Here is a 26,784-nt window from a genome sequence, read left to right as displayed (position 1 = left end):
GCATGGCGAGTATCGGCTTCATCGGCCTCGGCATCATGGGCCGCCCCATGGCGGAATACCTGATCGCGGGCGGCCATACGCTGCACGTCTCGAGCCATCACAAGGCGCCGGATGCCGAGCTGCAGGCCAAGGCGGTCACGGTCCACCCGACGCCGAAGGCGGTCGCGGAGGCGAGCGAGATCGTCATCCTGATGCTGCCGGACACGCCGCAGGTCGAGGATGTCCTGTTCGGCACCAATGGCGTCGCGCTCGGCCTGAACAAGGGCAGCATCGTCGTCGACATGAGCTCGATCTCGCCGATGGCGACCAAGGAATTCGCGCAAAGGATCGAGGCTGCAGGCTCGTCCTACCTCGACGCGCCGGTCTCGGGCGGCGAGGTCGGCGCCAAGGCGGCAACACTCACCATCATGGTCGGCGGCCCGCAGGCGGCCTTCGACACGGTCAAGCCGCTGTTCGAGCTGATGGGCAAGAACATCACGCTGGTCGGTGGCAATGGCGACGGCCAGACCACCAAGGTCGCCAACCAGATCATCGTGGCGCTGACCATCGAGGCGGTCGGCGAGGCCTTGCTCTTCGCCTCCAAGGCGGGGGCGGACCCCGCCAGGGTGCGCCAGGCGCTGATGGGCGGCTTCGCCTCCTCGAAGATCCTCGAGATCCATGGCGAGCGCATGGTCAAGCGCACCTTCAATCCGGGGTTCCGCATCGGGCTGCATCAGAAGGACCTCAACCTGGCGCTGCAAACCGCGCGCGCCATCGGCGTCTGCCTGCCGAATACGGCGACGACACAGGAGCTGTTCAACGCCTGCGTCGCCCATGGCGGCAAGGACTGGGATCATTCGGCCATGGTGCGGGCGCTGGAGATCCTGGCGAACCATCAGGTCGCGAATCCATAAGAGCAAGAAAGGGACGGCCCATGAAGATCTGCATCTACGGCGCCGGCGCGATCGGCGGCTATATGGGCGTGATGCTCAAGCGCGGCGGCCTCGACGTCTCGCTGGTGGCGCGCGGCGCCCATCTGGAGGCGATCAAAACCAAGGGCCTGACCCTCGTCACCAAGACCGAGACGATCACCGAGCAGATGCCGGCAAGCCGGGATCCGAGCGATCTCGGCCGCCAGGACGTGGTGATCATCGCGCTCAAGGCGCACCAGGCCTGGGAGGCGGCGGAGAGCCTGAAGCCACTGCTCGGGCCGGATACCGCCGTCGTTACCGCGCAGAACGGCGTGCCGTGGTGGTATTTCCACGGCTTGGACGGGCCGCATGCCGATTTGCGCCTGCGCAGCGTCGATCCGAGTGACCGCCAGTGGAACGCAATCGGCCCCGAGCGTGTGATCGGCTGCACAGTCTATCCAGCAACCGAGATCATCGAGCCCGGCGTCGTCAAGCATATCTATGGCGACCAGTTCGGCCTTGGCGAGCCCAATCGCCAGGAAAGCGAGCGGCTGACGCGCTTTGCCGACGCAATCGCCACCGGCGGCATGAAGCCGAGGCTTTTCACCGATATCCGCGACGACATCTGGCTCAAGCTCTGGGGCAATCTCTGCTTCAACCCGATCTCGGCGCTGACCCATGCGACGCTCGACGTCGTCGCCACCGAGCCCGGCACACGGGCGCTGGCGCGCAGCATGATGCTGGAGGCCCAGGAAATCGGCGAAAGGCTCGGCGTCAACTTCCGCGTTGATGTCGAGCGCCGGATCAATGGTGCGGCCGGCGTCGGCGCGCATCGCACCTCCATGTTGCAGGATCTGGAGAAGGGCCGGCCGCTTGAGATCGACGCCCTGCTCGGCGCTGTTCAGGAGATGGGGCGGCTGACCGAAACGCGTACGCCCTTCATCGATGCCGTGCTCGGACTCGTCCAGCAGATGGCCGGCGTGAAGGGGCTCTATCCGACATTCCCGCCAGAGGCGCTCGCTGGGGAGGGAAGGGCGGCTGAACCCGCACAGGAGCGGCCGCGCCGGTTGGCGGCTTCGTGACGAGCGGAGGCGGGGTCATGTTGAACGCGACACTCAGGCAGGCAGTGCAGACAGAGAGCAGCCAGGCGAGCGCGCATTGGGTGCGCTTCGCGTATGCGGATCGCGACGGCTTCGGCACGCTTACTGGGGAGACAATCGCGATCCACAGCGGCGACATGTTCGCCGGCGCGCAGCCGACGGGTAAGACGGTGCCGCTCGACGAGGTCACGCTGCTGGCGCCGAGCACGCCCTCCAAGATCATCGCGCTCTGGAACAACTTCCACGCGCTCGCCGGCAAGCTGGCGATGCCTGTGCCGCCGGAGCCGCTCTATCTGCTGAAGGCGCCGTCCTGCGTGGCGGCGCCGGGCTTCACGGTGAGGCGCCCGCCATCCTATGCGGGCAAGGTGGTCTATGAAGGCGAGCTCGGCATCGTCATCGGCCGCAATTGCAGCCGGGTGAGCCCACAGGCCGCCGGCGAGTTCATCTTCGGCTATACCTGCGTCAACGACATCACGGCGCAGGACCTGATCGCGGCCGACCCGACCTTCCCGCAATGGGTGCGTGCCAAGAGCTTCGATGGCTTCGGACCTTTCGGGCCGGTGGTGGCGACCGGCCTCGATCCGTGGGAGCTCACGGTCCGGACGCTGCTGAACGGTCAGGAGCGCCAGAACTACCCGGTCGCTGACATGATCTTCCAGCCGCATGAACTGGTCAGCCGGCTCTCCCACGATATGACGCTGCTGCCGGGAGACCTGATTTGCTGCGGCACCTCGCTCGGCGTCGGTACGATCAAGGATCCGGTCAACACGATCGAGGTGACGATCGAAGGCATCGGCACGCTGGCGAACGCCTTCGTGCAGGACGGTTGATCGGGAAGGGGTCTAGTCGAAGATGTCGGCGTGCTCGTCGACATAGGCTGCAACGCCGAGCGTGTGGTCGCGCGACAATTGCTCGGCCAGCGTGACGTCGCGTCGCTCAAGGGCCTCGATGATCCGCAGATGCTCGACGATCGAGCGGCTGGCGCGGTCGTCGCGGCCGATCGTCATCTGGCGGATGCCGCGCACATGCAGCAGCAGGTTGTCAGTCATCTCGACGAGCAGCTGCGACTTGCTCAGCCCGATCAGGGTCTGGTGGAAGACGAGATTGGCTGACGAGTATTCGCCGACATGGTCAGACGGCTTGTGGGCCTCGTCGAAATCCTTGAACAGCGTGCGCAGCTTGCCGATCTCGGCGTCGCTGGCGCGCTGGACGACGAGGCGGGCGGCCATGCTTTCCAGCGCCGCCCAGGCCTGGATCATCTCGACGATCTCGTTCTTGGTCTTCTTCAGCACCATGATGCCGCGGCGCGGCAGCGACTTCACCAGCCCTTCCTGCTCGAGCATCGCGACGGCTTCGCGCACCGGCGTGCGGCTGACGCCGAGCTGCTCGGAGAGCTGGCGCTCGTCGATCCAGGTCGGCTCCCGCGAGCTATAGATGTCCATGGTGATGATCGCCTGCTTCAGCGAGGCATAGACCTTGGTCTTGAAGGTCTCTTCGGGCGCGAAGCGTTCGAGGACGAGCTTCTGTGTCGCGCTGTCGGGCGGGGTCGTGGCGCTGGGGGCTTTCAAGGTCGCTGCTCCTGCTTCCTGCAGCGCATAGCGCTCGTCTGACGCTACGTCCATGCAGGAGTCGCCGCTGATCCTCGTGGGGCGATCCCAAAAAGGCCTCGTGACCAGGGTGTCGCGGGGCCTTCAGGGATAGGAGGCCGGTTCAGCCGGTCACCGTGAGCGGTCAGAAGGACCACTCGATCTCGGCGCAGCGCTTCTGGATGCCGACCTCGCCGTTGAGCAGTTCCATCAGCGTCTTGCCGAGACGCGCCGGCGAGGGCGAGACCGTAATGCCGGCCGCTTCCATCGCCGCGATCTTGTCTTCAGCGCCGCCCTTGCCGCCGGAGATGATAGCACCGGCATGGCCCATGCGACGGCCGGGAGGCGCGGTGCGGCCGGCGATGAAGCCGACCATCGGCTTCTTGCGGCCACGCTTGGCCTCGTCCTTGATGAACTGCGCCGCATCCTCTTCGGCCGATCCGCCGATCTCGCCGATCATCACGATCGACTCGGTTGCGGGATCGGCCAGGAACATCTCCAGCATGTCGATGAACTCGGTGCCCTTGACCGGATCGCCGCCGATGCCGACAGCCGTGGTCTGGCCGAGCCCTTCACAGCTGGTCTGGAACACCGCCTCATAGGTCAGCGTGCCCGAGCGCGAGACGATGCCGACCGAGCCTGGCTTGAAGATATTGGCCGGCATGATGCCGATCTTGCTCTCGCCCGCCGTGACGATGCCCGGGCAGTTGGGGCCGATCAGCCGGGACTTCGAGCCGCTCAGCATGCGCTTGACCTTGACCATGTCCATCACCGGGATGCCCTCGGTGATGCAGACGATCAGCGGGATTTCGGCGTCGATCGCCTCGCAAATTGCGTCGGCGGCGCCCGCCGGAGGAACGTAGACGACGGACGCCGTGGCGCCGGTCTTCTCCTTCGCCTCGACGACCGTGTTGAAAACGGGCAGGTTGAGATGGCTCTGGCCGCCCTTGCCGGGGGCGACGCCGCCGACCATGCGGGTGCCATAGGCGATCGCCTGCTCGGAGTGGAAGGTGCCGTTCTTGCCGGTGAAGCCCTGGCAGATGACCTTCGTAGTCTTGTCGATCAGAATGGACATGGTCGCTCCCCCTGGATCACGTTGCATTGGTGGATTTTCGTCCCAATGCAGGAAGCGTGATCGTTTTTGGTTGTTCTGAGCATTTCCTCTACGGGAAACCTGTTCCCGCGCTGTCGCGCAGTGCCCTAGTTCTTGCGCACGGCGGCAACGATCTTCTGGGCGGCGTCGTCGAGATCGTCGGCGGGAATGACGTTGAGGCCGGAGGAGCGGATGATCGCCTTGCCCTCCTCGACATTGGTGCCTTCCAGCCGGACGACGAGCGGGACCTCAAGTCCGACCGTCTTCACCGCCGCGATCACGCCGCGCGCGATGACGTCGCATTTCATGATGCCGCCGAAGATGTTGACCAGGATGCCCTTCACCTGCGGGTCGGCGGTGATGATCTTGAACGCCGCGGTGACCTTCTCCTCGGAGGCGCCGCCGCCGACATCGAGGAAGTTCGCTGGGCTTTCGCCGTAGAGCTGGATGATGTCGAGCGTCGCCATGGCGAGGCCGGCGCCGTTGACCATGCAGCCGATCGTACCGTCGAGCGCGATATAGGCGAGGTCGTGCTTCGACGCCTCGATCTCCTTGCTGTCCTCCTCGCTCTCGTCGCGCAGCTTGTAGACGTCCGGATGCCTGTAGAGAGCGTTGTCGTCGAAGGAGATCTTGGCGTCGAGGCAGCGCAGCTTGCCGTCCTTGGTGACGATCAGCGGGTTGATCTCGAGCATCGCCATATCCTTGGCGATGAAGGCCGCATAGAGCTTCGCCGTCAGATCCTCGGCCTGCTTGGCGAGGTCCCCGGCGAGATGCAGCGCTTCGGCGACGGTGCGGCCATGCAGCGGCATGATCCCGGTCGCCGGATCGACCGAGAAGGTCTTGATCTTCTCGGGCGTATCATGGGCGACAGCCTCGATATCCATGCCGCCTTCCGTCGAGACAACGAAGGAGATCCGCGAGGTCTCGCGGTCGACGAGCATCGAGAGGTAGAATTCGCGGTCGATCAGCGAACCGTCCTCGATATAGAGGCGGTTGACCTGCTTGCCGGCCGGGCCGGTCTGGACGGTGACGAGGGTGTGGCCGAGCATCTGCTGGACGAATGCCTTCGCCTCATCAACCGATTTCGCCAGGCGCACGCCGCCCTTCTCGCCGGCCTCGGGCTCCTTGAAGCTGCCCTTGCCGCGGCCACCGGCATGGATCTGCGACTTGACCACCCAGACCGGGCCGCGCAGCTGCTTTGTCGCGGCTTCGGCATCGCCCGCCGTCAATATGGGAAACCCGTCCGGGACGGGCACCCCGAATTCCCTGAGCAACCCCTTCGCCTGGTATTCATGGATGTTCATCGCGATCTCTCTCGGATTTCGGGGAGAGCGACCGGGCCTTTCCGCGGCGCCGGCCATTCGGAACAGAAGCCTTGAATGATTTCGTCAGGGCCGCTCCCTCCTGCCGGATGGGGAGCGGTCACGCGATGCGTGCAGCCTGCGACGCTGGACGGAGTCCGGGCGTCGCAGGGAAACAGAGCCTGGCGCTCAGCCCTTGATCAGGCCGGCGGCGCGCGCCCATTTGTACTTGGCGCCGAGCACCTCGACGGGCGTCTCCGTGGTGTACGGATAGGCCACGATGCCGTGGTCGTAGAGCTTCTCGCAGGCCTTCTCGACCTCGACGTCGCCGACCAGCGACGCGACGATCGGCTTGTCGATGCCCTTGGCGCGGGCCTCGGTGACGACCTCGATCATCTTGTCGGCGAAGACCAGCGGCGGGGTCACGATCGTGTGCCAGTAGCCGAGGATGAGCGCGTGGATGCGCTCGTCGTTGAGGCCGAGGCGGACCGTGTTCTGGTAGGTCAGCGGCGGCTCGCCGCCGGTGATGTCGACCGGATTGCCGGCCGCGCCGAAGGGCGGGATAAACTTGCGGAAGGCCGCATCGAGATCGTCCGGCATCTTCATCAGCGTCAGGCCGTTGTCGAAGCAGGCGTCCGAGAGCAGCACGCCGGAGCCGCCGGCACCGGTGATGATCAGGACGTTCTCGCCCTTCGGCGCCGGCAGGACCTGCACGCCGCGGGCATATTCGAGCATGCCGCGCAGCGACGGAGCCCGGATGACGCCCGACGCCTTGAGGATGTCGTCATAGATCTTGTCGTTGCCGGCGAGCGCGCCGGTATGCGAGGCGGCGGCCTTGGCGCCATAGGCGGTGCGGCCGGCCTTGAGCACGATCACCGGCTTCTTCTTCGAGACGCGCTCGGCGACCTCGGAGAAAGCACGGCCGTCCTTCAGGTCCTCGCAGTGCATCGCGATCACCGAGGTGTTCGGATCCTGCTCGAAGAAGGTCAAGAGATCGTCCTCGTCGAGGTCCGACTTGTTGCCGAGACCGACGATCGCCGAAACGCCCATCTTGGTCGAGCGGGCAAAGCCGATGATCGACATGCCGACACCGCCGGACTGCGAGGACAGGGCCGCCTTGCCCTTGACGTCGAAGGCCGTGCAGAAGGTCGCGCAAAGGTTCTCCGGGGTATAGTAGAAGCCGTAGATATTCGGCCCCATGATCCGGACATTATACTTGCGGGCGGTCGCCAGCAGCTCTTCCTGCAGTTCGGGCTCGCCCGATTCGGCGAAGCCCGAGGGGATCATCACTGTGCCGGGAACGCCCTTGCGGCCGACCTCGTCCATGGCGCCATTGCAGAGCTTGGCCGGCACCGCGAAGACCGCGACATCGACCTCGCCCTCATAGTCCAGGATCGACTTGTAGGCCTTGATGCCCTCGATCGTGTCGGCCTTCGGATGCACGGGAACGATCGTGCCCTTGTAGCCGCCATTGATCAGGTTTCTCATTACCGAATTGCCGATCTTGCCGGCTTCGTTCGAGGCCCCGATCACCGCCACGGCCTTCGGATGGAAGATGCGGTTCATCGCCTTGACGATGCTGTCCTGATCCGGGCGGAAGCGCTCCTTGAGCGCCTCGAAATTGCAGACGATGCGGGCATCGACCGCGGTCGCGCCGGATTTCGTCGCGAAGACTGGGTTGAGGTCGAGCTCCTCGATCTCCGGGAAATCGTCGAGCAGCGCCGAGACCTGGACGAGGATCGAGGCAAGCGCGCCGCGGTCGACGGCTTCGCTGCCGCGCACGCCATCGAGCATCTCCTGGGCCTTGATCGAGCCGATCATCTCGAGCGCCTGCGCCTCGTTGACCGGCGCCAGGCGGAAGGTCAGGTCCTTCAGCACCTCGACGAGGATGCCGCCGAGGCCGAACGCCACGAGCTTGCCGAAGGAGGGATCGGTGATCGCGCCGACCAGCGTCTCGGTGGCGCCCGTCGGCAGCATCTGCTGGACCTGGATACCCTCGATCTTGGCGTCAGCCTTGTATTTGCGGGCATTGGCCAGGATCGTGTCATGAGCGGCGCGGGCCTCGGCATCGCTCTTGACGCCGACGATCACGCCCCCGGCATCGGTCTTGTGCAGGATGTCGGCGGATACGATCTTCATGACGACGGGATAGCCCATGCCGCCAGCGAGTCTGGCGGCCTCGTCGGCCGATTTGGCGAGGCCTTCCTTGGGCAGCGGAATGTCGTAGGCGTCGCAGACCAGCTTGGCCTCCGGGGCCGTCAGGCTGGTGCGGCCATCGGCCTTGACGCCGTCCAGGACCTTGCGGACCGTTGCCTGATCGACGGCCGTTTCGCGCGGCTTAATCTTGAGGGCTGCCTGGTTCGCCATGATTGCACTTCCTCCCATGGAATTTTCTTTTGCTGAGCCATCGTCGGGCTGTCCGCGTACTTCGGCGCGTTGGCCCGGTCGGGTTCTTGTTGGTATTTGGCATGCCAATTCGGGCCGCTGTCAAGAGGGGGAATGACGGCGTGAATCCGCGGAGCCGAGGAAGCGTATGCGGTTCACGGAAGGTGGTTGTTACAATCTGGTATTATGCATGCCAGAGGTTGGCACCTTAGAATCTTTCGGATAATCTCGCGTTTCGCCGCAAGTGCCGGATAACAGCACGAGGCAGACGGGATCCCGGTTCCGGTGAGGGAGGACATTTCGGCCGATGAGTGGGCAGCACGACCAGCGCAACCATAATGTCCACGCCTTCGAGCATCCCGGCCTTGGCCGGAAGCGCGCCAGATCGACACCGAAGGGGCGCCAGGTCGAACCTCGCGCACTGCAGGAGATCGCGGACCTGCTCGGCGAGCGCCCACGCCGGCGCGACCTCCTGATCGAGCATCTTCATCTGATCCAGGATCGCTACCACCAGATCTCGGCCGCCCATCTGGCGGCGCTCGCCGAGGAGATGCGGCTATCCTTCGCGGAGGTCTTCGAGACCGCGACCTTCTACGCCCATTTCGACATTGTGAAGGAGGGCGAGCCCGCGCTCCCGCCACTGACCGTGCGCGTCTGCGACAGCCTCACTTGCGCGATGCACGGCTCGGAAGAGCTGCTCGCAAGCCTGACCAACGCCGTCGGACCGTCCGTCCGGGTCGTTCGGGCGCCCTGCGTCGGGCTGTGCGACCAGGCTCCCGTGGCGGAGGTCGGCCATCATTTCATCCATGCCGCGACCACGCAGAGCGTCCTCGCCGCGATCGAGGCGGACGATACCCACCCGCATATGACCGATTACGTCGACTATGACGCCTATCGCGCCGGTGGCGGCTATGCGCTGCTCGACAGCCTGCGCTCCGGCGAGCGCAGCGTCGATTCGATCCTGTCCGTCCTCGACGATTCCGGGCTGCGCGGGCTTGGCGGCGCCGGTTTCCCGACGGGGCGCAAATGGCGCGCCGTGCTCGGCGAGCCGGGTCCGCGCCTGATGGCGGTCAACGGCGACGAGGGCGAGCCCGGCACGTTCAAGGACCGGTACTACCTCAACACCGATCCGCACCGCTTCCTCGAGGGCACGCTGATCGGCGCCCATGTCGTCGCGGCCACTGACGTCTACATCTATCTGCGCGACGAATACCCGCTGGCCCGCGAGATCATGGCGCGGGAGGTCGCGAAGCTGCCGCCGGGCGGGCCGGCGATCCATCTGCGCCGCGGGGCGGGGGCCTATATCTGCGGCGAGGAATCCTCGCTGCTCGAAAGCATCGAGGGCAAGCGCGGCCTGCCGCGGCACAAGCCGCCCTATCCATTCCAGGTCGGCCTCTTCGGCCAGCCGACGCTGATCAATAATGTCGAGACGCTCTACTGGATTCGCGACATCGTCGAGAAGGGCAATGGCTGGTGGAACTCCCATGGCCGGAACGGCCGCACCGGCCTGCGCAGCTATTCGGTCTCGGGCCGGGTCAGGGAGCCCGGCGTCAAGCTCGCCCCGGCCGGCGTCACCATCCGCGAGCTGATCGAGGAATTCTGCGGTGGCATGCAGGACGGCCACCGTTTCCGCGCCTATCTGCCGGGCGGCGCCTCCGGCGGCATTCTGCCCGCCGCGATGGACGACATCCCGCTCGATTTCGGCATGCTCGAGAAGCATGGCTGCTTCATCGGCTCGGCAGCCGTGGTGGTGCTCTCCGAGCAGGACGACATGCGCGCCGCCGCGCTCAACCTGATGCGCTTCTTCGAGGATGAGAGCTGCGGTCAGTGCACGCCCTGCCGCGCCGGTACGCAAAAGGCGGTGATGCTGATGCAGCACCCGGTCTGGAACCAGGAGCTGCTCGGCGAGCTCTCGCAGGCGATGCGCGACGCCTCGATCTGCGGGCTCGGCCAAGCGGCGTCGAACCCGCTGACCTGCGTGATGCGTTACTTCCCCGAGGAATTCATGACGAGGGATGCTGCGGAATGACCCAGAGCATCAGCTTCGAACTGAATGGCGAGCGCGTCGAGGCCGCCTATGGCGAGACGATCTGGCAGGTGGCGCAGCGTCTCGGCACCGCGATTCCGCATCTGTGCTACTCGCCGGAGCCCGACTACCGGGCCGACGGCAATTGCCGCGTTTGCATGGTCGAGATCGAGGGCGAGCGCGTGCTCGCCGCCTCCTGCATGCGCACGCCGACCGTCGGCATGAAGGTCCATACCGGGACCGAGCGGGCGGAGAAGGCCCGCAAGATGGTGATGGAACTGCTCGTGGCCGATCAGCCGGCGCGGGCGACCTCCCATGATCCGACCTCCAAATTCTGGAACTGGGCGGACAGAACCGGGGTCACCGAAAGCCGTTTCCCGGCCGTCGAACGCTGGAGCTCGGATGTCAGCCACACTGCGATGAGCGTCAATCTCGACGCCTGCATCCAGTGCGGCCTGTGCGTGCGGGCCTGCCGCGAGGTCCAGGTCAACGACGTGATCGGCATGGCCTATCGCAATGCCGGCGCCAAGATCGTCTTCGATTTCGACGATCCGATGGGCCAGTCGACCTGCGTCGCCTGCGGTGAATGCGTACAGGCCTGTCCGACCGGGGCGCTGATGCCCTCTGCCTTCCTTGACGAGAACCAGACCCGCACTGTCTGGGCCGATCGGAAGGTCGATTCGCTCTGTCCTTATTGCGGTGTCGGCTGCCAGGTCACCTACAACGTCAAGGATGAGGCGATCGTCTACGCGGAGGGGCGCGACGGGCCGGCCAACCGCAACCGGCTCTGCGTCAAGGGCCGCTTCGGCTTCGACTACATTCATCACCCGCACCGGTTGACCAAGCCGCTGGTGCGGCTGCCGAACATGCCCAAGGACGCCCGCGACCAGGTCGATCCCGCCAATCCCTGGACGCATTTCCGCGAAGCCTCCTGGGAGGAGGCGCTTGATCTCGCCGCCAAGGGACTGAACCGCGTCCGCGACGAGAAGGGGCGCAAGGCGCTCGCCGGCTTCGGCTCGGCCAAGGGCTCGAACGAGGAGGCCTATCTCTTCCAGAAGCTGGTGCGCACTGGCTTCGGCTCGAACAATGTCGACCATTGCACCCGGCTCTGCCACGCCTCCTCGGTGGCGGCACTGATGGAGGGCGTCAATTCCGGCGCCGTCACCGCGCCGTTCGCGGCCGCGCTCGACGCCGAAGTGATCATCGTCATCGGCGCCAACCCGACCGTGAACCATCCGGTCGCGGCGACCTTCCTCAAGAACGCCGCCAAGAAGGGCGCTCAGCTCGTCATCATGGACCCGCGGCGGCAGTCCCTGTCGCGCCATGCCTGGAAGCACCTCGCCTTCAAGCCGGGCAGCGACGTCGCGATGCTGAACGCGCTGCTGCACACCATCATCACCGAGGGGCTGACCGACGAGCAGTACATCGCCGGTTACACGGAGGGCTATGAGCGGCTGAAGGAGAGTATCCAGGCCTTCCCGCCGGAGAAGATGGCGGCGGTCTGCGGCATCCCGGCCGAGGAGCTGAAGGAAGTTGCGCGTGCCTATGCCCGTTCGCGCGCTTCGATCATCTTCTGGGGCATGGGCATCAGCCAGCACATCCACGGCACCGACAATGCCCGCTGCCTGATCGCGCTCGCCATGGTCACCGGCCAGATCGGCCGGCCCGGCACCGGCCTGCATCCGCTGCGCGGCCAGAACAACGTCCAGGGTGCCTCCGATGCCGGCCTGATCCCGATGGTCTATCCGGACTACCAGTCGGTCGAGAAGGCCGAGGTCCGCGCGATCTTCGAAGATCTCTGGGGCCAGTCGCTCGATCCGAAGAAGGGCCTCACCGTCGTCGAGATCATGAACGCGATCCATGCCGGCGAGATCAATGGGATGTATATCGAGGGCGAGAACCCGGCGATGTCGGATCCGGACCTCAACCATGCCCGCGGCGCGCTGGCGATGCTCGACCATCTGGTCGTGCAGGACCTGTTCCTGACCGAGACCGCCTTCCACGCCGATGTCGTGCTGCCGGCCTCCGCCTTCGCCGAGAAGGTCGGCACCTTCACCAATACCGACAGGCGCGTCCAGATGGCCCGCCAGGTCGTGCGCCCGCCGGGCGATGCCAGGCAGGACTGGTGGATCATCCAGGAGGTCGCCCGGCGGATGGGCTGCGACTGGCGCTATGACGGCCCGGCCGATGTCTTCGCCGAGATGGCGAAGGTCATGCCGTCCTTCCGCTACATCACCTGGGAGCGGCTGGAGCGTGAGGGGGCCGTGACCTACCCGGTCGACGGGCCGGACCAGCCCGGCAACGAGATCATCTTCGCCCGCGGCTTCCCGACCGAGAGCGGGCGCGCCAGGATCGTGCCGGCCCATATCGTGCCGCCGGACGAACTGCCGGATGACGAGTACCCGATGGTGCTGTCGACCGGGCGCGTGCTCGAGCACTGGCATACCGGCTCGATGACGCGGCGCGCCGGCATCCTCGACGATCTCGAGCCGGAAGCGGTGGCGCTCATGTCGCCGCGCGATCTGGGGCGCCTCGGCATCGCGCCCGGGGGCTTCGTCAGACTGGAGACGCGCCGCGGAGCGATCGCCGTCAAGGTGCGCTCCGACCGCGACGTGCCACAGAACATGGTGTTCCTGCCGTTCTGCTATGCGGAGGCCGCGGCCAACCTGCTGACCAATCCGGCGCTCGACCCCTTCGGCAAGATCCCCGAGTTCAAGTTCTGCGCGGTCAGGGCGCTCCCGGTCGAGGAAGCGCTGATCACCGCGGCGGAATGAAGCCCGGTGAGCTGCGCACTGCGCGAGATGCCATGGGGCAGGGCGGTCTCGCCGGGTGTCACCATCGACATGGTGGACGCGTGGGGAGCGGTTCTGGTCGGAATCGACACTATCCGGTGACGGCCTATCGGGCAGGCCCGTCGGCCAAAGCATCTCGTTGTCCGAAAAAGATCAGGCGGGCCGGGCGTTGCAGCGCCCGGCCCGCCTCTGCTGTGCGGTTAGGAAGGATCAGTAACCGAGGGCGGCTTCCAGCGGCCCCTTGGGCAGCGGCACCAGGAACCAGACCTCGAACATCATGAAATTGACGATCGCGATGCCGAGCGAGACGGCCAGGGCCTTCCACACCGGAAACTTGCCGAAGAAGACCATGAAGGTCCCGATATAGATCGCGGCCGAGACGTAGATGCCGATATAGTTCGTCGCCAGCACGAAGAGGACGGCGGGAACGAAGATCGCCGCCATGCGCTTGATGCCAGGTATGGTCGTCGCAATCCTCTCGCCCTCCGGCGTGCGTGGCAGCGCATTGGCCAGATTGACGAGGGAGGCAATGCCCATCGCCACGACGATGTAGAACGGGAACAGGCCGGGTTGCGGCCCCTCGTTCGGCTTCCAGGCGATGCCAAGACGCAGGCTGTCGGTTATCACGATCGCCGCGACGATCAGGAAGAAGATCGCGACCGAGATATCCAAGGTGCGATAGCTGACGAGTGGACGGCCTTCGGCTTCTTCGTTGCTGCTCATTATCTTGCTCCTGCTGCCGGCGCGCCAGCTCCGTGATGGTGGCTGATCGGAGCGCGGTCGCTAGCGCCGCGCTCCGGTGTCGAACTCACTGCGTCGCGAGGAAGCCGGCCTTCTTCATCAAGTCGGAATGCAGCGTCTCGGCGCTCGTCAACCACTTCTCGTAGTCGGCGCCGGTCATCACGGTCTGGTTGAAGGCGCCCTTCTCCATGAATTCCTTCCAGTCCGGCGTCGCCATCACCTTCTTGAGCAGGTCGACATAGAAGTTCACCTGAGCCGGCGTCGCGTTCTTGGTGGTGAAGATGCCGCGCAGCATCTGGTACTCGACCGGCAGCCCCGATTCCTTGCAGGTCGGGATATCGCTCCAGGCTTCCTTCTCGGTGACCTTGGCGGTGTAGGTCGAGCGCTGCGCATCGAAGATGCAGAGCGGCCTGAGCTGCCCGGCGCGCCATTGCCCGACGGCCTCGATCGGGTTGTTCACGGTCGAGTCGACATGGTTGCCGACGAGCTGCACCGCCACCTGTCCGCCGCCCGCATAGGGCACGTAGGTGAATTTCTTGCCGTCAGTCAGCTGCTCGACCGCCGCCGTGACGATCTGGTCTTCCTGTTTCGAGCCGGTGCCGCCCATCTTGAACTGGCGGTCCGTGCCGGCCTTGACCGCGTCGACATAGTCCTTCGCGGTCTTGTACGGCTTCTCGCTGTTCACCCACAGGACGAACTGGTCGAGCGCCAGCATTGCGACCGGCTTCATGTCCTTCCAGTTGAACGGCGAGCCGGTGCCGAGCGGGGTCGTGAACAGGTTCGACAGCGTGATCGTGATCTTGTGCGGGTCGCTGGCGCTGGCCTTCATCTCCAGGAAGCCTTCGGCGCCAGCACCGCCGGCCTTGTTGATCACGATGAGCGGCTGCTTCATCAGGTTGTGCTTCTGGACGACGCCTTGGATGAAGCGCGCCATCTGGTCGGCGCCGCCGCCGGTGCCCGCCGGGATGACCAGCGTCACGGGTTTGGTCGGTTCCCAGTTCTGCGCCCAGGCGGGCGAGGTAAGGCAGGCGCTTGCCGCCAGCGCTGCCGCAATCGTCTTGACCTTCGACACTTCTCTCCTGATCATCACGCTTCCTCCCATTATAGGCGGCTTTGTCGCCGCATTGGTAAAGTCATGAAGGCGAATATGTTGCGGGAACCGGGCCGGGCGGACGTCAGGCCGCGCGGGTAATGGCGCCGTTGCTCGAAAGTTTGACGCGCAGCGCCTGCAGCATCGGCCAGAACGCCATCACCAGGCCGAGGGTCATGATGCTGCCGCACAGCCAGTTCGACCAGAAAATGCCGACATGGCCCTGCGAGACCAGCATGGCCTGGCGGAAGGAGCTTTCCGCCTGGTCGCCGAGCACCAGTGCCAGCACGAGCGGCGGCAGTGGGTAACGCAGCTTGTTGAACAGATAGCCGAGCACACCGAAGGCCAGCATCAGCCAGACGTCGAACATCGCGTTGTTCACGGTGTAGGCGCCGATGGCGCAGACGAAGACGATCGCCGGGGCGATGATCGAGAAGGGCACGCGCAGGATCGCGGCGAAGAAGGGCACGCAAGTCAGCACCATGATCAGGCCGACGACGTTGCCGAGATACATCGAGGCGATCAGGCCCCAGACGAAGTCCGGCTGTTCGACGAAGAGCAGCGGGCCGGGCTGAAGGCCCCAGATCAGCAGGCCGCCGAGCAGCACTGCTGCGGTCGGCGAGCCGGGGATGCCGAGCGTCAGCATCGGCAGCAGCGCGGCGGTGCCGGCGGCGTGGGCGGCGGTCTCCGGCGCCACCACGCCCTCGAGTTCGCCCTTGCCGAAATTATCGCCCCGCTTCGACAAGCGCTTGGCGATGCCATAGCCCATGAAGGAGGCGGGCGTCGCGCCGCCCGGCGTGATGCCCATCCAGCAGCCGACGATGCAGCTGCGGAGGAAGGTCAGCCACATCCCGGGCAACTGCTTCCAGGTGCGGATGACCGCATCCATGCGCAGCTTGGCGGTGGCGCCATTGAACTTCAGCCCGTCTTCCATCGAGCAGAGGATCTCACCGATGCCGAAGAGGCCGATGACCGCGACGAGGAACTTGAAGCCGTTCAGCAGTTCGTCCTGCCCGAAAGTCATTCGCAATGTGCCGGTTACGCCGTCCAGGCCGACGGAAGCCAGCGCGAAGCCGAGGCACATCGAGGCGACGGTCTTGAACGCCGAGCCCCGGCCCATGCCGATGAAGCTGGCGAAGGTGAGAAATTGCACCGCGAAGAACTCCGCAGGGCCGAATTTCAAGGCGAATTTCGCGACCACCGGCGCAAGGAAGGTGATCAGGCAGACGGCGAAGATGGCGCCGACGAAGGAGGCCGTGAAGGCGCCGACGAGCGCCTCGTCGGCCTTGCCGTTCTGCGCCATCGGGTGCCCGTCGAAGGTCGTCGCCACCGACCAGGGCTCGCCGGGAATGTTGAAGAGGATCGAGGTGATCGCGCCGCCGAACAGCGCGCCCCAATAGATGCTGGTCAGCAGGATGATCGCCGAGGTCGGCGGCATGCTGAAGGTCAGAGGCAGAAGAATAGCGACACCGTTCGCGCCACCAAGCCCCGGCAGGACGCCGATGACGACACCGAGCGTGATGCCGATCACCATGAGCATGATGTGGTAGGCGCTGAGGGCAACGGCGAATCCGCCGAACAGGGCGTTCAGTTCATCCATAGCGCTTCGTCCCCATAGACTGGCCTTGTTCAGGGACCGCGCAAGTGACCAACGCAGAACCGACTGGCCTTGTTTGAGTTAGCCTAGGATGAAACTTCGTGGCATGCAATATGCCATATTTGGATGCGCTGCAGCATAATTATTGCGGGATTTCGGCCGTTGCGCGGCCTTTTCTTTCATTATATGGTATGCCAGAAACCACCGCTTCCGAAGCGCATGCTGCGCGCCGGTGGCGTCGCAAAGGCAACACGGAAATCGATTTCGCAATGGTCAAGGCACAGCTTGAAATTCAGCCCATCGAGGAGGTTCAGAGCCTCAAGAGCCGCACCTATGAGGCGCTGAAGGCCGCGATCGGAACGATGAAGATCTACGACGCCGGTGCCGAGCTGCGGCTCGACGAGCGCGCGCTGTCGCTTCAATTCGGTGTCAGCCGGACGCCGTTGCGCGAGGCACTCGCCCAGCTCGAGCAGGAAGGCCTGGTCCGGATCGCGCCGCGCCGCGGCATCTTCATCGTGCGCAAGACCAAGGCCGAGATTCTCGAGATGATCACGGTCTGGGCCGCGCTTGAAAGCATGGCTGCCCGGCTCGCCACCGAAGTCGCCTCCGATGCCGATATCGCCGGGCTGCACAACCTCGTCGACACCTTCGACAGCGCCGACATCGAAGAACATCTGGGCGAGTACTCGGACGCCAATATCCGCTTCCACGCGGCGATCGTCGCGCTCTCCGGCTGCAAACTCATCACCGAGATCACCACCGGCCTGTTCACGCATGTGCGCGCCATCCGCCAGCGCACGATCTTCGAGCGGGACCGGGCCCGCCGTTCCATCGTTGATCACAAGGAGATCGTCGAGGCGCTGGAAACGCGCAACGGCGAGCGCGCCGAGCGGCTCGTCCGCGAGCACACGCTCAAGCTGAGGCAACATGTCGAGCAGTTCGTCCAGCTCGACTGAGTGGGGCCAAGGCCAGCAACAAGAATAGCCAATAAGAAACAATCGACTAGGGAGAAAGCGGGATGTCCGCAGTCGTACAAAGCATCTCTTCTGCCGCGCCCGAAACAGAGCGCGAGCTGACCGACGGCTTCAACCTCATCATCGATGCGTTGAAGCTCAACGGCCTCGACACGATCTACGGCGTGCCGGGTATCCCGATCACCGATTTCGGCCGCATGGCGCAGGCGGCGGGCATTCGCGTGCTCTCGTTCCGCCACGAGCAGAATGCCGGCTACGCCGCCTCGATCGCCGGCTTCCTCACAAAGAAGCCGGGCGTCTGCCTCACCGTTTCGGCGCCCGGCTTCCTCAACGGCCTGACCGCGCTCGCGCATGCGACCACGAACTGTTTCCCGATGATCCTGATCTCAGGCTCGTCGGAGCGCGAGATCGTCGATCTGCAGCAGGGCGATTACGAGGAGATGGACCAGCTCGCCGTCGCCAAGCCGCTCTGCAAGGCGGCGTTCCGCATCCTGCACGCCCAGGATATCGGCATTGGCCTTGCGCGCGCGATCCGCGCCGCGGTCTCCGGGCGGCCCGGCGGCGTTTACCTCGACCTGCCGGCCAAGCTGTTCGGCCAGGTGATCGACGCCGAGGCCGGGGCGAAGTCGCTGGTCAAGGTGATCGATGCCGCGCCGGCGCAGATTCCGGCACCGGATTCGGTCCAACGTGCGCTCGACGTGCTGAAAGGCGCCAAGCGGCCGCTGATCATTCTCGGCAAGGGCGCGGCCTACGCCCAGGCCGACGACGCGATCCGCCAGTTCGTGGAAAAGAGCGGCGTTCCCTTCCTGCCGATGAGCATGGCCAAGGGCCTGCTGCCGGATCTCCATCCGCAATGCGCCGGCGCGGCGCGTTCGACGGTGTTGAAGGATTCCGACGTCGTCATGCTGATCGGCGCGCGACTGAACTGGCTCTTGTCGCATGGCAAGGGCAAGAGCTGGGGCGATCAGCCGAAGCAGTTCATCCAGATCGACATCGAGCCGAGGGAGATGGACTCCAATGTCGAGATCGTCGCGCCCGTGGTCGGCGACATCGGCTCCTGCGTCTCCGCGCTGCTCGCAGGCATGGGCAACGCATGGCCGGCGGCGCCAGCGGACTGGACTGCGTCCGTCGCCAAGAAGCGCGACGAGAACGTCGCCAAGATGGCGCCGCGCCTGATGAACAACAACGTGCCGATGGACTATCACGGCGCGCTCGGCGTGCTGCGCACGATCATCAAGGAGCGGCCGGACGCCATCCTCATCAATGAAGGCGCCAACACGCTCGACCTTGCGCGCGGTGTCATCGATATGCACCAGCCGCGCAAGCGCCTCGATGTCGGCACCTGGGGCGTGATGGGCATCGGCATGGGCTACGCCGTCGCCGCCGCTGTTGAGACCGGCAAGCCCGTGCTCGCCGTCGAGGGCGACTCGGCCTTCGGCTTCTCCGGCATGGAGGTCGAAACGATCTGCCGGTACAATTTGCCGGTCTGCATCGTCATCTTCAACAATAACGGCATCTACCGCGGCACCGACGTCAACAGTGGCGGCGACGATCCCGCCACGACGGTATTCGTCAAGGACGCGCGCTACGACCGCATGATGGAGGCCTTTGGCGGCGTCGGCGTCAATGCGACTTCGCCCGACGAGTTGAAGCGCGCCGTCAACGCGGCGATGGACAGCGGCAAACCCACTTTGATCAACGCGGTGATCGATCCGACCGCAGGCAGCGAAAGCGGCCGCATCGGTAATCTCAATCCGCAAAGCGCACTCAAGAAGAAGTAAGGGAGGAGGCAAAAATGAAAGCGCTCGAAGGCGTCAAGATACTCGACTTCACCCATGTCCAGTCGGGACCGACCTGTACGCAGCTCCTCGCCTGGTTTGGCGCCGACGTGATCAAGGTCGAACGTCCCGGCACCGGTGACATCACGCGCGGCCAGCTCTGCGACGTGCCGGATGCCGACAGCCTCTATTTCACGATGCTGAACCACAACAAGCGCTCGATCACGCTCGACACCAAGAACCCGAAGGGCATGGAAGTGCTCTGGGAGATGGTGAAGATCTGCGATGTGATGGTCGAGAATTTCGCCCCGGGCGTGCTTGATCGCATGGGCCTGACCTGGGCGAAGGTCCACGAGGTCAATCCGCGTATGATCGTCGCCTCGGTCAAGGGCTTCGGCCCGGGTCCCTACGAGGATTGCAAGGTCTACGAGAACGTTGCGCAATGCGCCGGCGGCGCGGCCTCGACCACGGGCTTCCGCGACGGCCTGCCATTGGTCACAGGCGCCCAGATCGGCGATTCGGGAACCGGCCTCCACCTCGCGCTCGGCATCGTCACGGCGCTCTATCACCGCACCCATTCCGGCCTCGGCCAGAAGGTCGATTGTGCGATGCAGGATGGGGTGCTCAATCTCTGCCGCGTCAAGCTGCGCGACCAGCAACGCCTCGGCCATGGTGCGCTCAAGGAGTACAGCCAGTTCGGCGAAGGCCTGCCCTTCGGCGACGCGGTGCCGCGCGCCGGCAATGATTCCGGCGGCGGTCAGCCGGGCCGCATTCTGAAATGCAAGGGCTGGGAGACCGATCCCAACGCCTATATCTATTTCATAACCCAGGCCCCGGTCTGGGAGAAGATCTGCGACGTCATCGGCGAGCCGACCTGGAAGACCGATCCGAACTACGCCAAGCCGCCGGCGCGCCTGCCCAGGCTGAACGAGATCTTCGGGCGCATCGAGCAATGGACGATGACCAAGACCAAGTTCGAGGCGATGGACATCCTCAACGAATACGACATCCCCTGCGGGCCGATCCTGTCGATGAAGGAGATTGCCGAGGAGAAGTCGTTGCGAGAGACCGGGACCGTGGTTGAGGTCGATCACCCCAAGCGCGGCAAGTACCTCTCGGTCGGCAACCCGATCAAGCTCTCCAACAGCCCGACCGAGGTCAAGCGATCGCCATTGCTCGGCGAGCACACCGATGAGGTGCTGCGCGACGTGCTGAAACTCGATGAGGGTCGCATCACGGCGATCATCGAGTCGGGCGCCACCGGCGCGTTGACACGGGCGGCGGAGTAACTTTCAAAGCCCGTCGGAAATTTTCGGGTGGCGCCTCGGCAGCGAGGCGCCACCTTTTTCGTGTCAGGCGGGAGCGTCCGACGAGGCCTCGATCGCCTCCGCGTCAGTCACTGACGAGCTTGCGTGCCTTCAGCAGCGCGAGCAGCCCTTCATCGCGGCGCTGTTCCAGTTCGGCGATGGAGCGGCCGGCCGCCTCTTCCGCCACGCCCGTGACGATCCTGGCTTGAACCTCTGCGTCCAGTGAAGGACTGCCCAGCGATTGCCAGCGCCGCACCTGGCTCGGCCCGAGATGGGCGAGATAGCCGGCGATGCCGCTTTCGCCGCCACCGAGGTGGTAGGTCATGTGTGGGCCCATCAATGCCCAGCGCAGGCCAGGGCCGTTGCATAAGGCTGCATCGATATCGGCGACGCTCGCGACACCCTGTTCGACGAGGTGGACCGCCTCGCGATAGAGCGCCGAGGCCAGCCGATTGGCGATATGCCCAGGCATTTCGCGGTTGAGCACCACAGGCCGCCTGCCGAGCGAGCGGTAGAATGCCGCGGCCCGCGCCACGATCCCGGTGTCGGCGCCGACGATCTCGACCAGTGGCACGAGATGCGGTGGGTTGAAGGGATGGGCCACGACGATGCGCCCAGGCCGGGCGCAATCGGCGACGATGGCGCTGCGGACGAGCGCCGAGGTCGAGCTGGCGATGATCGCCTCTGGCGCGGATAGCGCGTCGATTTCGGCAAGGAGCTTACGCTTGACCGCCTCGTTCTCCGGCCCGTTCTCCTGGACGAAGCCGGCCCCATCCAGAACTCTTTCGAGGTCGGTGGAGAAGCTGACCTCCGCAGTGCCCTCCAGACCCAGTTCCGCGAGCTGGTGGCGCGAGCGTTCCACATGGTCGAGGAAACGCCGCTCGGCTTCCGGATTGGGATCATAGGCACTGACTGGCAGGCCATGGGCGCAGGCGAGTGCGGCCCAGCTCGCACCAATCAGGCCAGCGCCCACAATCGCGAGACGTTCGATTTCCATCGTCATCATCCAAACCGGCTTGCGAGCAGGGTCATTCGGCCTTCAGGCCGGCGGCCTTGATCAAGTCGCCCCACTTCGCGATTTCGCTGTCGATCAGCTTCGCCGCTTCGGCAGGGGTGCTCGGCTTCGGATCGACGCCCTGCAGCGCGAGCGCTTCTTTCACCTTCGAGCTCCGGAGAGCCTTGTTCAGCTCCATATTGAGCTTGTCGGTGATCGCTTGCGGAGTGCCTGCCGGAGCAAGCAGGCCGAACCAGGACGAGACCTCGAAGCCGGCGAGGCCTTGCGATATCGCGGTCGGCGCCTCGGGCATGAACGGCGAAGGTTCGACACCCGTGGTTGCGATCGCTCGCAGCGAGCCCGCCTTGACGTGCTGCAGCACGGCCGGGATCGTGTCGAACATGACCTTGACCTGGCCCGCCACCATGTCGGTCATCGCTGGGCCGGAGCCGCGATACTGGACTGGGGGCATCCTGGTGCCGGCTTTGATGTTGAAGAGCTCGCCCGAGAGATGCTGGGGCGAACCCTGCCCGGACGAGGCGTAGGAGTAGCTGTCCGGGCTCGCCTTGATCAGCGCGATCAGTTCCGGAACCGTCTTGGCGGGGACGGAAGGATGGACGACGAGCGCCAGCCCGACATTGCCGGCGAGGCCGGCCGGGATCAGGTCCTTCTTCAGATCGAAGCCCGGCTTCGCCTGCAAGCCCATATTGATCGAATGGCTGGTGAGTGCACCCAGCAGCAGGGTGTAGCCGTCGGGCTGGGCGCGCGCGACCGCTGCTGCCCCGACGCTGCCGCCGGCACCTGCCCGGTTCTCCACCACCACGCGCTGGCCGAGGCCGTTCGACATCTCCTCGGCAACAACGCGGCCGATGATGTCCGTCGCGCCGCCGGGCGCATAGGGCACGACCAGCGTGATCGGCTTCTGCGGATAAGCCTGTGCGAAGGACGGGATGGGCAGCGTCAGCGCAAGGCTGGCAACAACGCTCATGACAAGGCGGCGGTCGAACATGCGTTTCCTCCGGGATGATTGTCGCGGACTGGTAGCTCCAGTCTCTCGGCAGACGTTTGGGCCGAGGTACCCGGCCAACAGCGTTCGAAGTCATCGTATGGGATTTCTGGAGTTTACGCCGGTGCAAATTGCAAGCGCCAGATCATTCGCCGTCGTCGGCGTCGGCGGTCTCATGACTGCCTGCGGTGGCCTTTCTCATGCCGTGCCTGAGGGCTTGGACCCGCTGGTTGAGCTCGATCATCTGGGGGATGTCGAAGCCGGAGTTGCGCAGGAGCGCATCGGTGAGGCAGCCGGTCCTGGGGTGGAGCGCGGTGCCCTTGGCGGTCAGATGGACCTCGACCAGCCGCTCGTCGACGGTGCTGCGCCGACGGGAGAGGAAGCCCGCCGCCTCGAGCCGCTTGACCGCCGGCGTGATCGTGCTGGGCTCGAGCGCGAGGCGCTCGCCGATCGCGCTGATCGTCAGCCCGTCCCGCTCCCAGAGGGCGCTCAGCACGAGATATTGCGTGTAGGTGACGCCGAGGCCGTCCAGCATCGGCTTGTAGACGCGCTGGATCGCCAGCGAGGCTGAGTAGATCGAGAAGCAGAGCTGGCCGTCGAGCGGCAGCGTCGGGGCGTCGGGCTTGGGCGTATTGGCCATTGGGCGAGCTCCGGAATCGGTCAATGTCGAGAAAAACAATATCGCGATAAAGAAAGTGCTTTACAAGCCTGAGATGGGTCTGTACGAGAATGCATATCGCGATAATGATTATCGCGAATAAAACGAACGGGAGCCCATCATGACCAAGACCCTGATCGCCGCCGCCGCCCTTTCCCTCGCCGCCGCTGTCGCCGGCACCTCCGCACAGGCCGCCCCCGCCGCCAAGAATGTCGTCCTCGTCCATGGCGGCTTCGTCGACGGCTCCGGCTGGCAGGGCGTCTACGATGTCCTGACCAGGAAGGGCTACAACGTCACCATCGTCCAGAACCCGACCACCTCGCTCGCCGACGACGTCGCCTTCACCCGGCGCGCGATCGCCCAGCAGGACGGCCCGGTGGTGCTGGTCGGCCACTCCTATGGTGGCGTCGTCGTCAGCGAGGCCGGCACCGACCCGAAGGTCAAGTCGGTGGTCTACATCGCTGCCTTCGCTCCCGATGCCGGCGAGTCCGTCTCCTCGCTGATCGCCAACCCGCCCCCCGGCGCATCGGTCCCGCCGATCCTGCCGCCGGTCGACGGCTTCCTTGCCCTCGATAAGGCGAAGTTCCACGCCGCCTTCGCCGCCGACGTCGATGCGAAGACGGCGGCCTTCATGGCGCACTCGCAGGTGCCCTGGGGCGTCGCGGCTCTGACCGGCGCCGTCTCCAGCCCGGCCTGGAAGCTCAAGCCCTCCTTCTACCTCGTCGCAACCGACGACCGCATGATCCCGCCCCCGGCCCAGCGCCAGATGGCCAAGCGCGCCGGAGCAGCCATCACCGAGACCAAGGCCAGCCACGCCCTCTACGTCTCAAAGCCAAAGCTCGTCGCTGACATCATCGAAGCCGCCGCGAAGTGAGCCAAGGCCCCGCAAGCGCATCTGCGCTGGCAAGCGACGACACAATCAGAAGCGGGCTCGAAAGAGCCCGCTTCTTGCTGTTCGGAGACGGACTGTGGCTGGGTATCTGGCGGACGCCGGAGGGTCGCGATGCGGTCCCGCTGTTCGACGACGATGAGCCTGTTCTAAAGGCCCAAATAGGCGGCCCGGATACGCTCGTCCGCGATCAGCTCGGCCGCCGGTCCAGCCATCGTGATCCGGCCGGTCTCCATGACATAGCCGCGATCGGCAATCTTCAGAGCGGCATAGGCGTTCTGCTCGACCAACAGGACCGTGACGCCGAGCGACTTCAGATTCTTCACGACGTCGAGAATCTGCGCCACGAGGATCGGCGCGAGCCCCATGCTCGGCTCGTCGAGCAGCAGGCAGGCGGGCCGCGCCATCAAAGCGCGGCCGATCGCCAGCATCTGCTGCTGGCCACCGGAGAGGCCGCCGGCCGGCAGGTTGCGCTTCTCCTTCAGGATCGGGAACATCGCGAAGGCGTCGGCCATGTCGCGCTCGACGCGTTCGTCTGCGAAGAGATAGGCGCCGAGCCGCAGGTTCTCCTCCACGGTCAGGTTGGTGAAGATCAGCCGGCCTTCCGGCGAATGCGAGAGACCCAGGCCGACGCGGCGATGGGCCGGAATCGCGTTCAGCGCCTCGCCCCTGAAGATGATCGCGCCGCCGCTCGCCGGCTGCACCCCGGAGATGCAGCGCAGCAGCGTCGTCTTGCCGGCTCCGTTGGCGCCGACGACGGTCACGATCTCGCCCGAGCCGACCTCGAGGTCGACGCCGTGCAGGACTTCGATGCGGCCATAGCGCGAGCGCAGCCCCTCAACCGAGAGCATGGCCCGTCTCCGTCGCTTGCGTGCCGAGATAAGCCTCGATCACCTTGGGATCGCGCGACACCGTCGCCGGTGAGCCTTCGGCGATCTTCTCGCCACGGTCGAGGACGACGATGTGGTTGGAGATGCGCATCACCAGCTTCATGTCGTGCTCGACGAGCAGGACGGCGACGCCGGACTTGGCGACCTCGGCGATCAGATGGTCGATCTCCTCGGTTTCGACCGCGTTGCAGCCGGCGGCAGGCTCGTCGAGCAGCAGGATGCGCGGCTCGAGCGCCAGCGCGCGGGCGATTTCGAGGCGCTTGAGGGCGCCGTAGGAGAGCGAGGATGCCTCGTGCTCGGCGGCGCGCGCCAGACCGACGCGCTCCAGCAGCTCGCTCGCGCGCACCTTCGTCACGGCACTGCGGCGACGCGAGGAGGGTAGGCAGAGAAGATCGCTGAGGATCGCGCCGCGCTCCTTCAGATGGCAGCCGGTCATGGCGTTCTCCAGCACGCTCATGCGCTGGAAGATCTGCAGATTCTGGAAGGTGCGCGACAGGCCGCGCTCGGCCAGCCGGTTGGGCGCCATTCCCGTCACGTCGTGGCCATCCAGCGTGATCTTGCCGCGAGCCGGCAGGTAAACGCCCGAGATCATGTTGAAGAGCGTGGTCTTGCCGGCGCCGTTGGGGCCGATCACCGAGACGATCTCGCCCGGCGCAACCGAGAAGCCGACATCGTTGACGGCACGCAAACCGCCGAAATCGATGCCGAGGCCTTCGACCTGGAGAAGCGCCATCAGCCTCTCCCCTTCAGGCGGCGCATGAGCGAGGGCAGGAGCCCATCACGCATGAAGATCATCACCAGCATCATGATCAGGCCAAGGATGAGATTCTCGTATTGCTGCAGCACGGTCAGCGCCTGCGGCAGCAGCGTCAGTGTGGCTGCGCCGAGGATCGCGCCCGGCACCGAGCCGACGCCGCCGAACACCGTCATCGTCACCAACTCGACCGAGTGCAGGAAGCCGGCGACATCCGGCGTGATGAAGCGGTTCATCAGCGCCAGCAGCGAGCCCGAAAGCGAAGCGTAGACGGCGGAGATCACGAACGCCGAGAGCTTCAGCCTGGCGACGTCGACGCCGACGGTGCGGGCCGCGACCTCGGAATCGTGCAAGGCACGCAGCGCCCGGCCGGTAGGGCTGTCCTGCAGGTTGAGCGCGATCCAGGCGCCGGCGAGCATCGACAGGCCGGTGGCGGCGTACCAGAACTGTGCGTTGCTGAGGCCGATGCCGATCGTGGCCAACGCGCTGCGCAAGCCGAGCTCGGCGACCTCGCGCCCATCCGGGCCGCCGGTGATCTTCGCCTCGTTGGCGAGCACCATCGAGACGAGGATGCCGAAGCCGAGGGTGGCGACGGCGAGGTAATAGCCCTTGAGCCGCAGGATCGGCCGGCCGATCAGCCAGGCGACACCACCGGAAAGCACGGCGCCGAGCAGCATGGCGAGGCCGGGATGCAGGCCGAGATAGCCTGGTGCGAGCGCGCAGGCATAGGCACCGATCCCGGCGAAGCCGGCGTGGCCGAGGCTGATCTGACCGGCAAAGCCGATCAGCACGACGAGGCCGGTGACCGCGAGCCCGTTCACAAAGATCAGCGCGCCGATGCGGTAATAGAAATTCGACGGGAAGAGCGTCGGCGCCAGCGTGATCAGCAGCGCCAGCACGATGAGGGTCAGATGCTTGCGGGACAGGCGCATG

At 65.4% G+C, this 26,784-nt stretch carries 22 protein-coding genes; 9 read left to right on the top strand and 13 right to left on the bottom strand.

Features of this window, described 5'->3' with window-relative positions:
- Nucleotides 1-2 precede the first annotated feature (2 nt).
- The 3 genes from glxR to QO058_RS10380 are packed head-to-tail and all read left to right on the top strand — an operon-like array spanning nt 3 to nt 2,820.
- Nucleotides 3-893: a 2-hydroxy-3-oxopropionate reductase gene (glxR, locus tag QO058_RS10390; protein ID WP_284171935.1), complete on the top strand. Its 891-nt coding sequence runs from the start codon at nt 3-5 to the stop codon at nt 891-893.
- Between the two features lie 20 nt (nt 894-913).
- Nucleotides 914-1,972 (top strand): 2-dehydropantoate 2-reductase, encoded by a 1,059-nt coding sequence (locus tag QO058_RS10385; protein ID WP_284171934.1) that lies wholly within the window; start codon nt 914-916, stop codon nt 1,970-1,972.
- A gap of 17 nt (nt 1,973-1,989) precedes the next feature.
- The gene (locus tag QO058_RS10380) at nt 1,990-2,820 is read left to right on the top strand and encodes a fumarylacetoacetate hydrolase family protein (RefSeq protein ID WP_284171933.1); all 831 of its coding nucleotides are present in this window, start codon (nt 1,990-1,992) and stop codon (nt 2,818-2,820) included.
- A gap of 12 nt (nt 2,821-2,832) precedes the next feature.
- Here QO058_RS10380 and QO058_RS10375 read toward each other — a convergent pair whose 3' ends face one another.
- From QO058_RS10375 to QO058_RS10360, 4 genes are all read right to left on the bottom strand, one after another.
- Nucleotides 2,833-3,612: a GntR family transcriptional regulator gene (locus tag QO058_RS10375; protein WP_284171932.1), complete on the bottom strand. Its 780-nt coding sequence runs from the start codon at nt 3,610-3,612 to the stop codon at nt 2,833-2,835.
- A 109-nt stretch (nt 3,613-3,721) separates the two neighbouring features.
- The gene (gene sucD, locus QO058_RS10370) at nt 3,722-4,651 is read right to left on the bottom strand and encodes a succinate--CoA ligase subunit alpha (protein WP_284171931.1); all 930 of its coding nucleotides are present in this window, start codon (nt 4,649-4,651) and stop codon (nt 3,722-3,724) included.
- A gap of 125 nt (nt 4,652-4,776) precedes the next feature.
- A complete protein-coding gene (gene sucC, locus QO058_RS10365) occupies nt 4,777-5,973 on the bottom strand; it encodes an ADP-forming succinate--CoA ligase subunit beta (RefSeq protein WP_284171930.1) in 1,197 nt (398 codons plus the stop codon).
- Between the two features lie 186 nt (nt 5,974-6,159).
- Nucleotides 6,160-8,337, bottom strand: a complete 2,178-nt coding sequence (locus QO058_RS10360) for an acetate--CoA ligase family protein (protein ID WP_284171929.1) — start codon at nt 8,335-8,337, stop codon at nt 6,160-6,162.
- A gap of 325 nt (nt 8,338-8,662) precedes the next feature.
- Here QO058_RS10360 and QO058_RS10355 point away from each other — a divergent pair, with 325 nt between their 5' ends.
- The gene (locus QO058_RS10355) at nt 8,663-10,384 is read left to right on the top strand and encodes an NAD(P)H-dependent oxidoreductase subunit E (protein WP_284171928.1); all 1,722 of its coding nucleotides are present in this window, start codon (nt 8,663-8,665) and stop codon (nt 10,382-10,384) included.
- Nucleotides 10,381-13,155: a formate dehydrogenase subunit alpha gene (gene fdhF / locus QO058_RS10350; protein WP_284171927.1), complete on the top strand. Its 2,775-nt coding sequence runs from the start codon at nt 10,381-10,383 to the stop codon at nt 13,153-13,155. The genes QO058_RS10355 and fdhF overlap by 4 nt, the downstream gene beginning before the upstream one ends.
- 228 nt (nt 13,156-13,383) lie before the next feature.
- Here fdhF and QO058_RS10345 read toward each other — a convergent pair whose 3' ends face one another.
- The 3 genes from QO058_RS10345 to QO058_RS10335 all read right to left on the bottom strand — a co-directional run bounded on the left by QO058_RS10345 (nt 13,384) and on the right by QO058_RS10335 (nt 16,604).
- Nucleotides 13,384-13,896, bottom strand: a complete 513-nt coding sequence (locus QO058_RS10345) for a tripartite tricarboxylate transporter TctB family protein (protein ID WP_284171926.1) — start codon at nt 13,894-13,896, stop codon at nt 13,384-13,386.
- An 85-nt stretch (nt 13,897-13,981) separates the two neighbouring features.
- Nucleotides 13,982-15,001 carry a Bug family tripartite tricarboxylate transporter substrate binding protein gene (locus tag QO058_RS10340; RefSeq protein WP_284171925.1) on the bottom strand — a complete coding sequence of 340 codons (1,020 nt, stop codon included), beginning with the start codon at nt 14,999-15,001 and terminating at the stop codon, nt 13,982-13,984.
- An 88-nt stretch (nt 15,002-15,089) separates the two neighbouring features.
- Nucleotides 15,090-16,604: a tripartite tricarboxylate transporter permease gene (locus QO058_RS10335; RefSeq protein WP_284171924.1), complete on the bottom strand. Its 1,515-nt coding sequence runs from the start codon at nt 16,602-16,604 to the stop codon at nt 15,090-15,092.
- 266 nt (nt 16,605-16,870) lie between these two features.
- Here QO058_RS10335 and QO058_RS10330 point away from each other — a divergent pair, with 266 nt between their 5' ends.
- The 3 genes from QO058_RS10330 to frc all read left to right on the top strand — a co-directional run bounded on the left by QO058_RS10330 (nt 16,871) and on the right by frc (nt 20,642).
- The gene (locus QO058_RS10330) at nt 16,871-17,557 is read left to right on the top strand and encodes a GntR family transcriptional regulator (protein WP_284172864.1); all 687 of its coding nucleotides are present in this window, start codon (nt 16,871-16,873) and stop codon (nt 17,555-17,557) included.
- Nucleotides 17,558-17,619: 62 nt separating this feature from the next.
- On the top strand, nt 17,620-19,356 hold the full coding sequence (gene oxc, locus QO058_RS10325; protein WP_284171923.1) for an oxalyl-CoA decarboxylase: 1,737 nt from the start codon (nt 17,620-17,622) through the stop codon (nt 19,354-19,356).
- A gap of 14 nt (nt 19,357-19,370) precedes the next feature.
- Nucleotides 19,371-20,642, top strand: a complete 1,272-nt coding sequence (frc, locus tag QO058_RS10320; protein WP_284171922.1) for a formyl-CoA transferase — start codon at nt 19,371-19,373, stop codon at nt 20,640-20,642.
- A gap of 103 nt (nt 20,643-20,745) precedes the next feature.
- On the opposite strand, the gene QO058_RS10315 is transcribed toward frc, so the two are convergent.
- The 3 genes from QO058_RS10315 to QO058_RS10305 form a co-directional block, all read right to left on the bottom strand.
- Nucleotides 20,746-21,657, bottom strand: coding sequence for a 3-hydroxyacyl-CoA dehydrogenase NAD-binding domain-containing protein (locus tag QO058_RS10315; RefSeq protein WP_284171921.1), 912 nt, complete (start codon nt 21,655-21,657; stop codon nt 20,746-20,748).
- Nucleotides 21,658-21,688: 31 nt separating this feature from the next.
- Nucleotides 21,689-22,663, bottom strand: a complete 975-nt coding sequence (locus QO058_RS10310) for a Bug family tripartite tricarboxylate transporter substrate binding protein (protein WP_284171920.1) — start codon at nt 22,661-22,663, stop codon at nt 21,689-21,691.
- 142 nt (nt 22,664-22,805) lie between these two features.
- Nucleotides 22,806-23,300, bottom strand: coding sequence for a MarR family winged helix-turn-helix transcriptional regulator (locus QO058_RS10305; RefSeq protein ID WP_284171919.1), 495 nt, complete (start codon nt 23,298-23,300; stop codon nt 22,806-22,808).
- A 139-nt stretch (nt 23,301-23,439) separates the two neighbouring features.
- Here QO058_RS10305 and QO058_RS10300 point away from each other — a divergent pair, with 139 nt between their 5' ends.
- Nucleotides 23,440-24,192 (top strand): alpha/beta fold hydrolase, encoded by a 753-nt coding sequence (locus QO058_RS10300; protein ID WP_284171918.1) that lies wholly within the window; start codon nt 23,440-23,442, stop codon nt 24,190-24,192.
- A gap of 164 nt (nt 24,193-24,356) precedes the next feature.
- Here the strand turns inward: QO058_RS10300 and QO058_RS10295 are convergent, their stop codons facing one another.
- The 3 genes from QO058_RS10295 to QO058_RS10285 are packed head-to-tail and all read right to left on the bottom strand — an operon-like array spanning nt 24,357 to nt 26,783.
- On the bottom strand, nt 24,357-25,058 hold the full coding sequence (locus tag QO058_RS10295) for an ABC transporter ATP-binding protein (RefSeq protein WP_284171917.1): 702 nt from the start codon (nt 25,056-25,058) through the stop codon (nt 24,357-24,359).
- Nucleotides 25,045-25,830 carry an ABC transporter ATP-binding protein gene (locus QO058_RS10290; RefSeq protein WP_284171916.1) on the bottom strand — a complete coding sequence of 262 codons (786 nt, stop codon included), beginning with the start codon at nt 25,828-25,830 and terminating at the stop codon, nt 25,045-25,047. The genes QO058_RS10295 and QO058_RS10290 overlap by 14 nt, the downstream gene beginning before the upstream one ends.
- A complete protein-coding gene (locus tag QO058_RS10285) occupies nt 25,830-26,783 on the bottom strand; it encodes a branched-chain amino acid ABC transporter permease (protein WP_284171915.1) in 954 nt (317 codons plus the stop codon). The genes QO058_RS10290 and QO058_RS10285 overlap by 1 nt, the downstream gene beginning before the upstream one ends.
- Nucleotide 26,784: the final 1 nt, after the last annotated feature.

The sequence above is a fragment of the Bosea vestrisii genome (assembly GCF_030144325.1).
GTDB lineage: Bacteria > Pseudomonadota > Alphaproteobacteria > Rhizobiales > Beijerinckiaceae > Allobosea > Allobosea vestrisii_A.
This window is presented reverse-complemented; position numbering and strand designations above follow the sequence as displayed.

What these genes read in the sequence shown, in the direction of transcription:
- glxR (WP_284171935.1), top strand. Translation starts at nt 3, where the DNA reads ATGGCGAGTATCGGCTTCATCGGCCTCGGCATCATGGGCCGCCCCATG.
- QO058_RS10385 (WP_284171934.1), top strand. Translation starts at nt 914, where the DNA reads ATGAAGATCTGCATCTACGGCGCCGGCGCGATCGGCGGCTATATGGGC.
- QO058_RS10380 (WP_284171933.1), top strand. Translation starts at nt 1,990, where the DNA reads ATGTTGAACGCGACACTCAGGCAGGCAGTGCAGACAGAGAGCAGCCAG.
- QO058_RS10375 (WP_284171932.1), bottom strand. Translation starts at nt 3,612, where the DNA reads ATGGACGTAGCGTCAGACGAGCGCTATGCGCTGCAGGAAGCAGGAGCA.
- sucD (WP_284171931.1), bottom strand. Translation starts at nt 4,651, where the DNA reads ATGTCCATTCTGATCGACAAGACTACGAAGGTCATCTGCCAGGGCTTC.
- sucC (WP_284171930.1), bottom strand. Translation starts at nt 5,973, where the DNA reads ATGAACATCCATGAATACCAGGCGAAGGGGTTGCTCAGGGAATTCGGG.
- QO058_RS10360 (WP_284171929.1), bottom strand. Translation starts at nt 8,337, where the DNA reads ATGGCGAACCAGGCAGCCCTCAAGATTAAGCCGCGCGAAACGGCCGTC.
- QO058_RS10355 (WP_284171928.1), top strand. Translation starts at nt 8,663, where the DNA reads ATGAGTGGGCAGCACGACCAGCGCAACCATAATGTCCACGCCTTCGAG.
- fdhF (WP_284171927.1), top strand. Translation starts at nt 10,381, where the DNA reads ATGACCCAGAGCATCAGCTTCGAACTGAATGGCGAGCGCGTCGAGGCC.
- QO058_RS10345 (WP_284171926.1), bottom strand. Translation starts at nt 13,896, where the DNA reads ATGAGCAGCAACGAAGAAGCCGAAGGCCGTCCACTCGTCAGCTATCGC.
- QO058_RS10340 (WP_284171925.1), bottom strand. Translation starts at nt 15,001, where the DNA reads ATGATCAGGAGAGAAGTGTCGAAGGTCAAGACGATTGCGGCAGCGCTG.
- QO058_RS10335 (WP_284171924.1), bottom strand. Translation starts at nt 16,604, where the DNA reads ATGGATGAACTGAACGCCCTGTTCGGCGGATTCGCCGTTGCCCTCAGC.
- QO058_RS10330 (WP_284172864.1), top strand. Translation starts at nt 16,871, where the DNA reads ATGGTCAAGGCACAGCTTGAAATTCAGCCCATCGAGGAGGTTCAGAGC.
- oxc (WP_284171923.1), top strand. Translation starts at nt 17,620, where the DNA reads ATGTCCGCAGTCGTACAAAGCATCTCTTCTGCCGCGCCCGAAACAGAG.
- frc (WP_284171922.1), top strand. Translation starts at nt 19,371, where the DNA reads ATGAAAGCGCTCGAAGGCGTCAAGATACTCGACTTCACCCATGTCCAG.
- QO058_RS10315 (WP_284171921.1), bottom strand. Translation starts at nt 21,657, where the DNA reads ATGGAAATCGAACGTCTCGCGATTGTGGGCGCTGGCCTGATTGGTGCG.
- QO058_RS10310 (WP_284171920.1), bottom strand. Translation starts at nt 22,663, where the DNA reads ATGTTCGACCGCCGCCTTGTCATGAGCGTTGTTGCCAGCCTTGCGCTG.
- QO058_RS10305 (WP_284171919.1), bottom strand. Translation starts at nt 23,300, where the DNA reads ATGGCCAATACGCCCAAGCCCGACGCCCCGACGCTGCCGCTCGACGGC.
- QO058_RS10300 (WP_284171918.1), top strand. Translation starts at nt 23,440, where the DNA reads ATGACCAAGACCCTGATCGCCGCCGCCGCCCTTTCCCTCGCCGCCGCT.
- QO058_RS10295 (WP_284171917.1), bottom strand. Translation starts at nt 25,058, where the DNA reads ATGCTCTCGGTTGAGGGGCTGCGCTCGCGCTATGGCCGCATCGAAGTC.
- QO058_RS10290 (WP_284171916.1), bottom strand. Translation starts at nt 25,830, where the DNA reads ATGGCGCTTCTCCAGGTCGAAGGCCTCGGCATCGATTTCGGCGGTTTG.
- QO058_RS10285 (WP_284171915.1), bottom strand. Translation starts at nt 26,783, where the DNA reads ATGCGCCTGTCCCGCAAGCATCTGACCCTCATCGTGCTGGCGCTGCTG.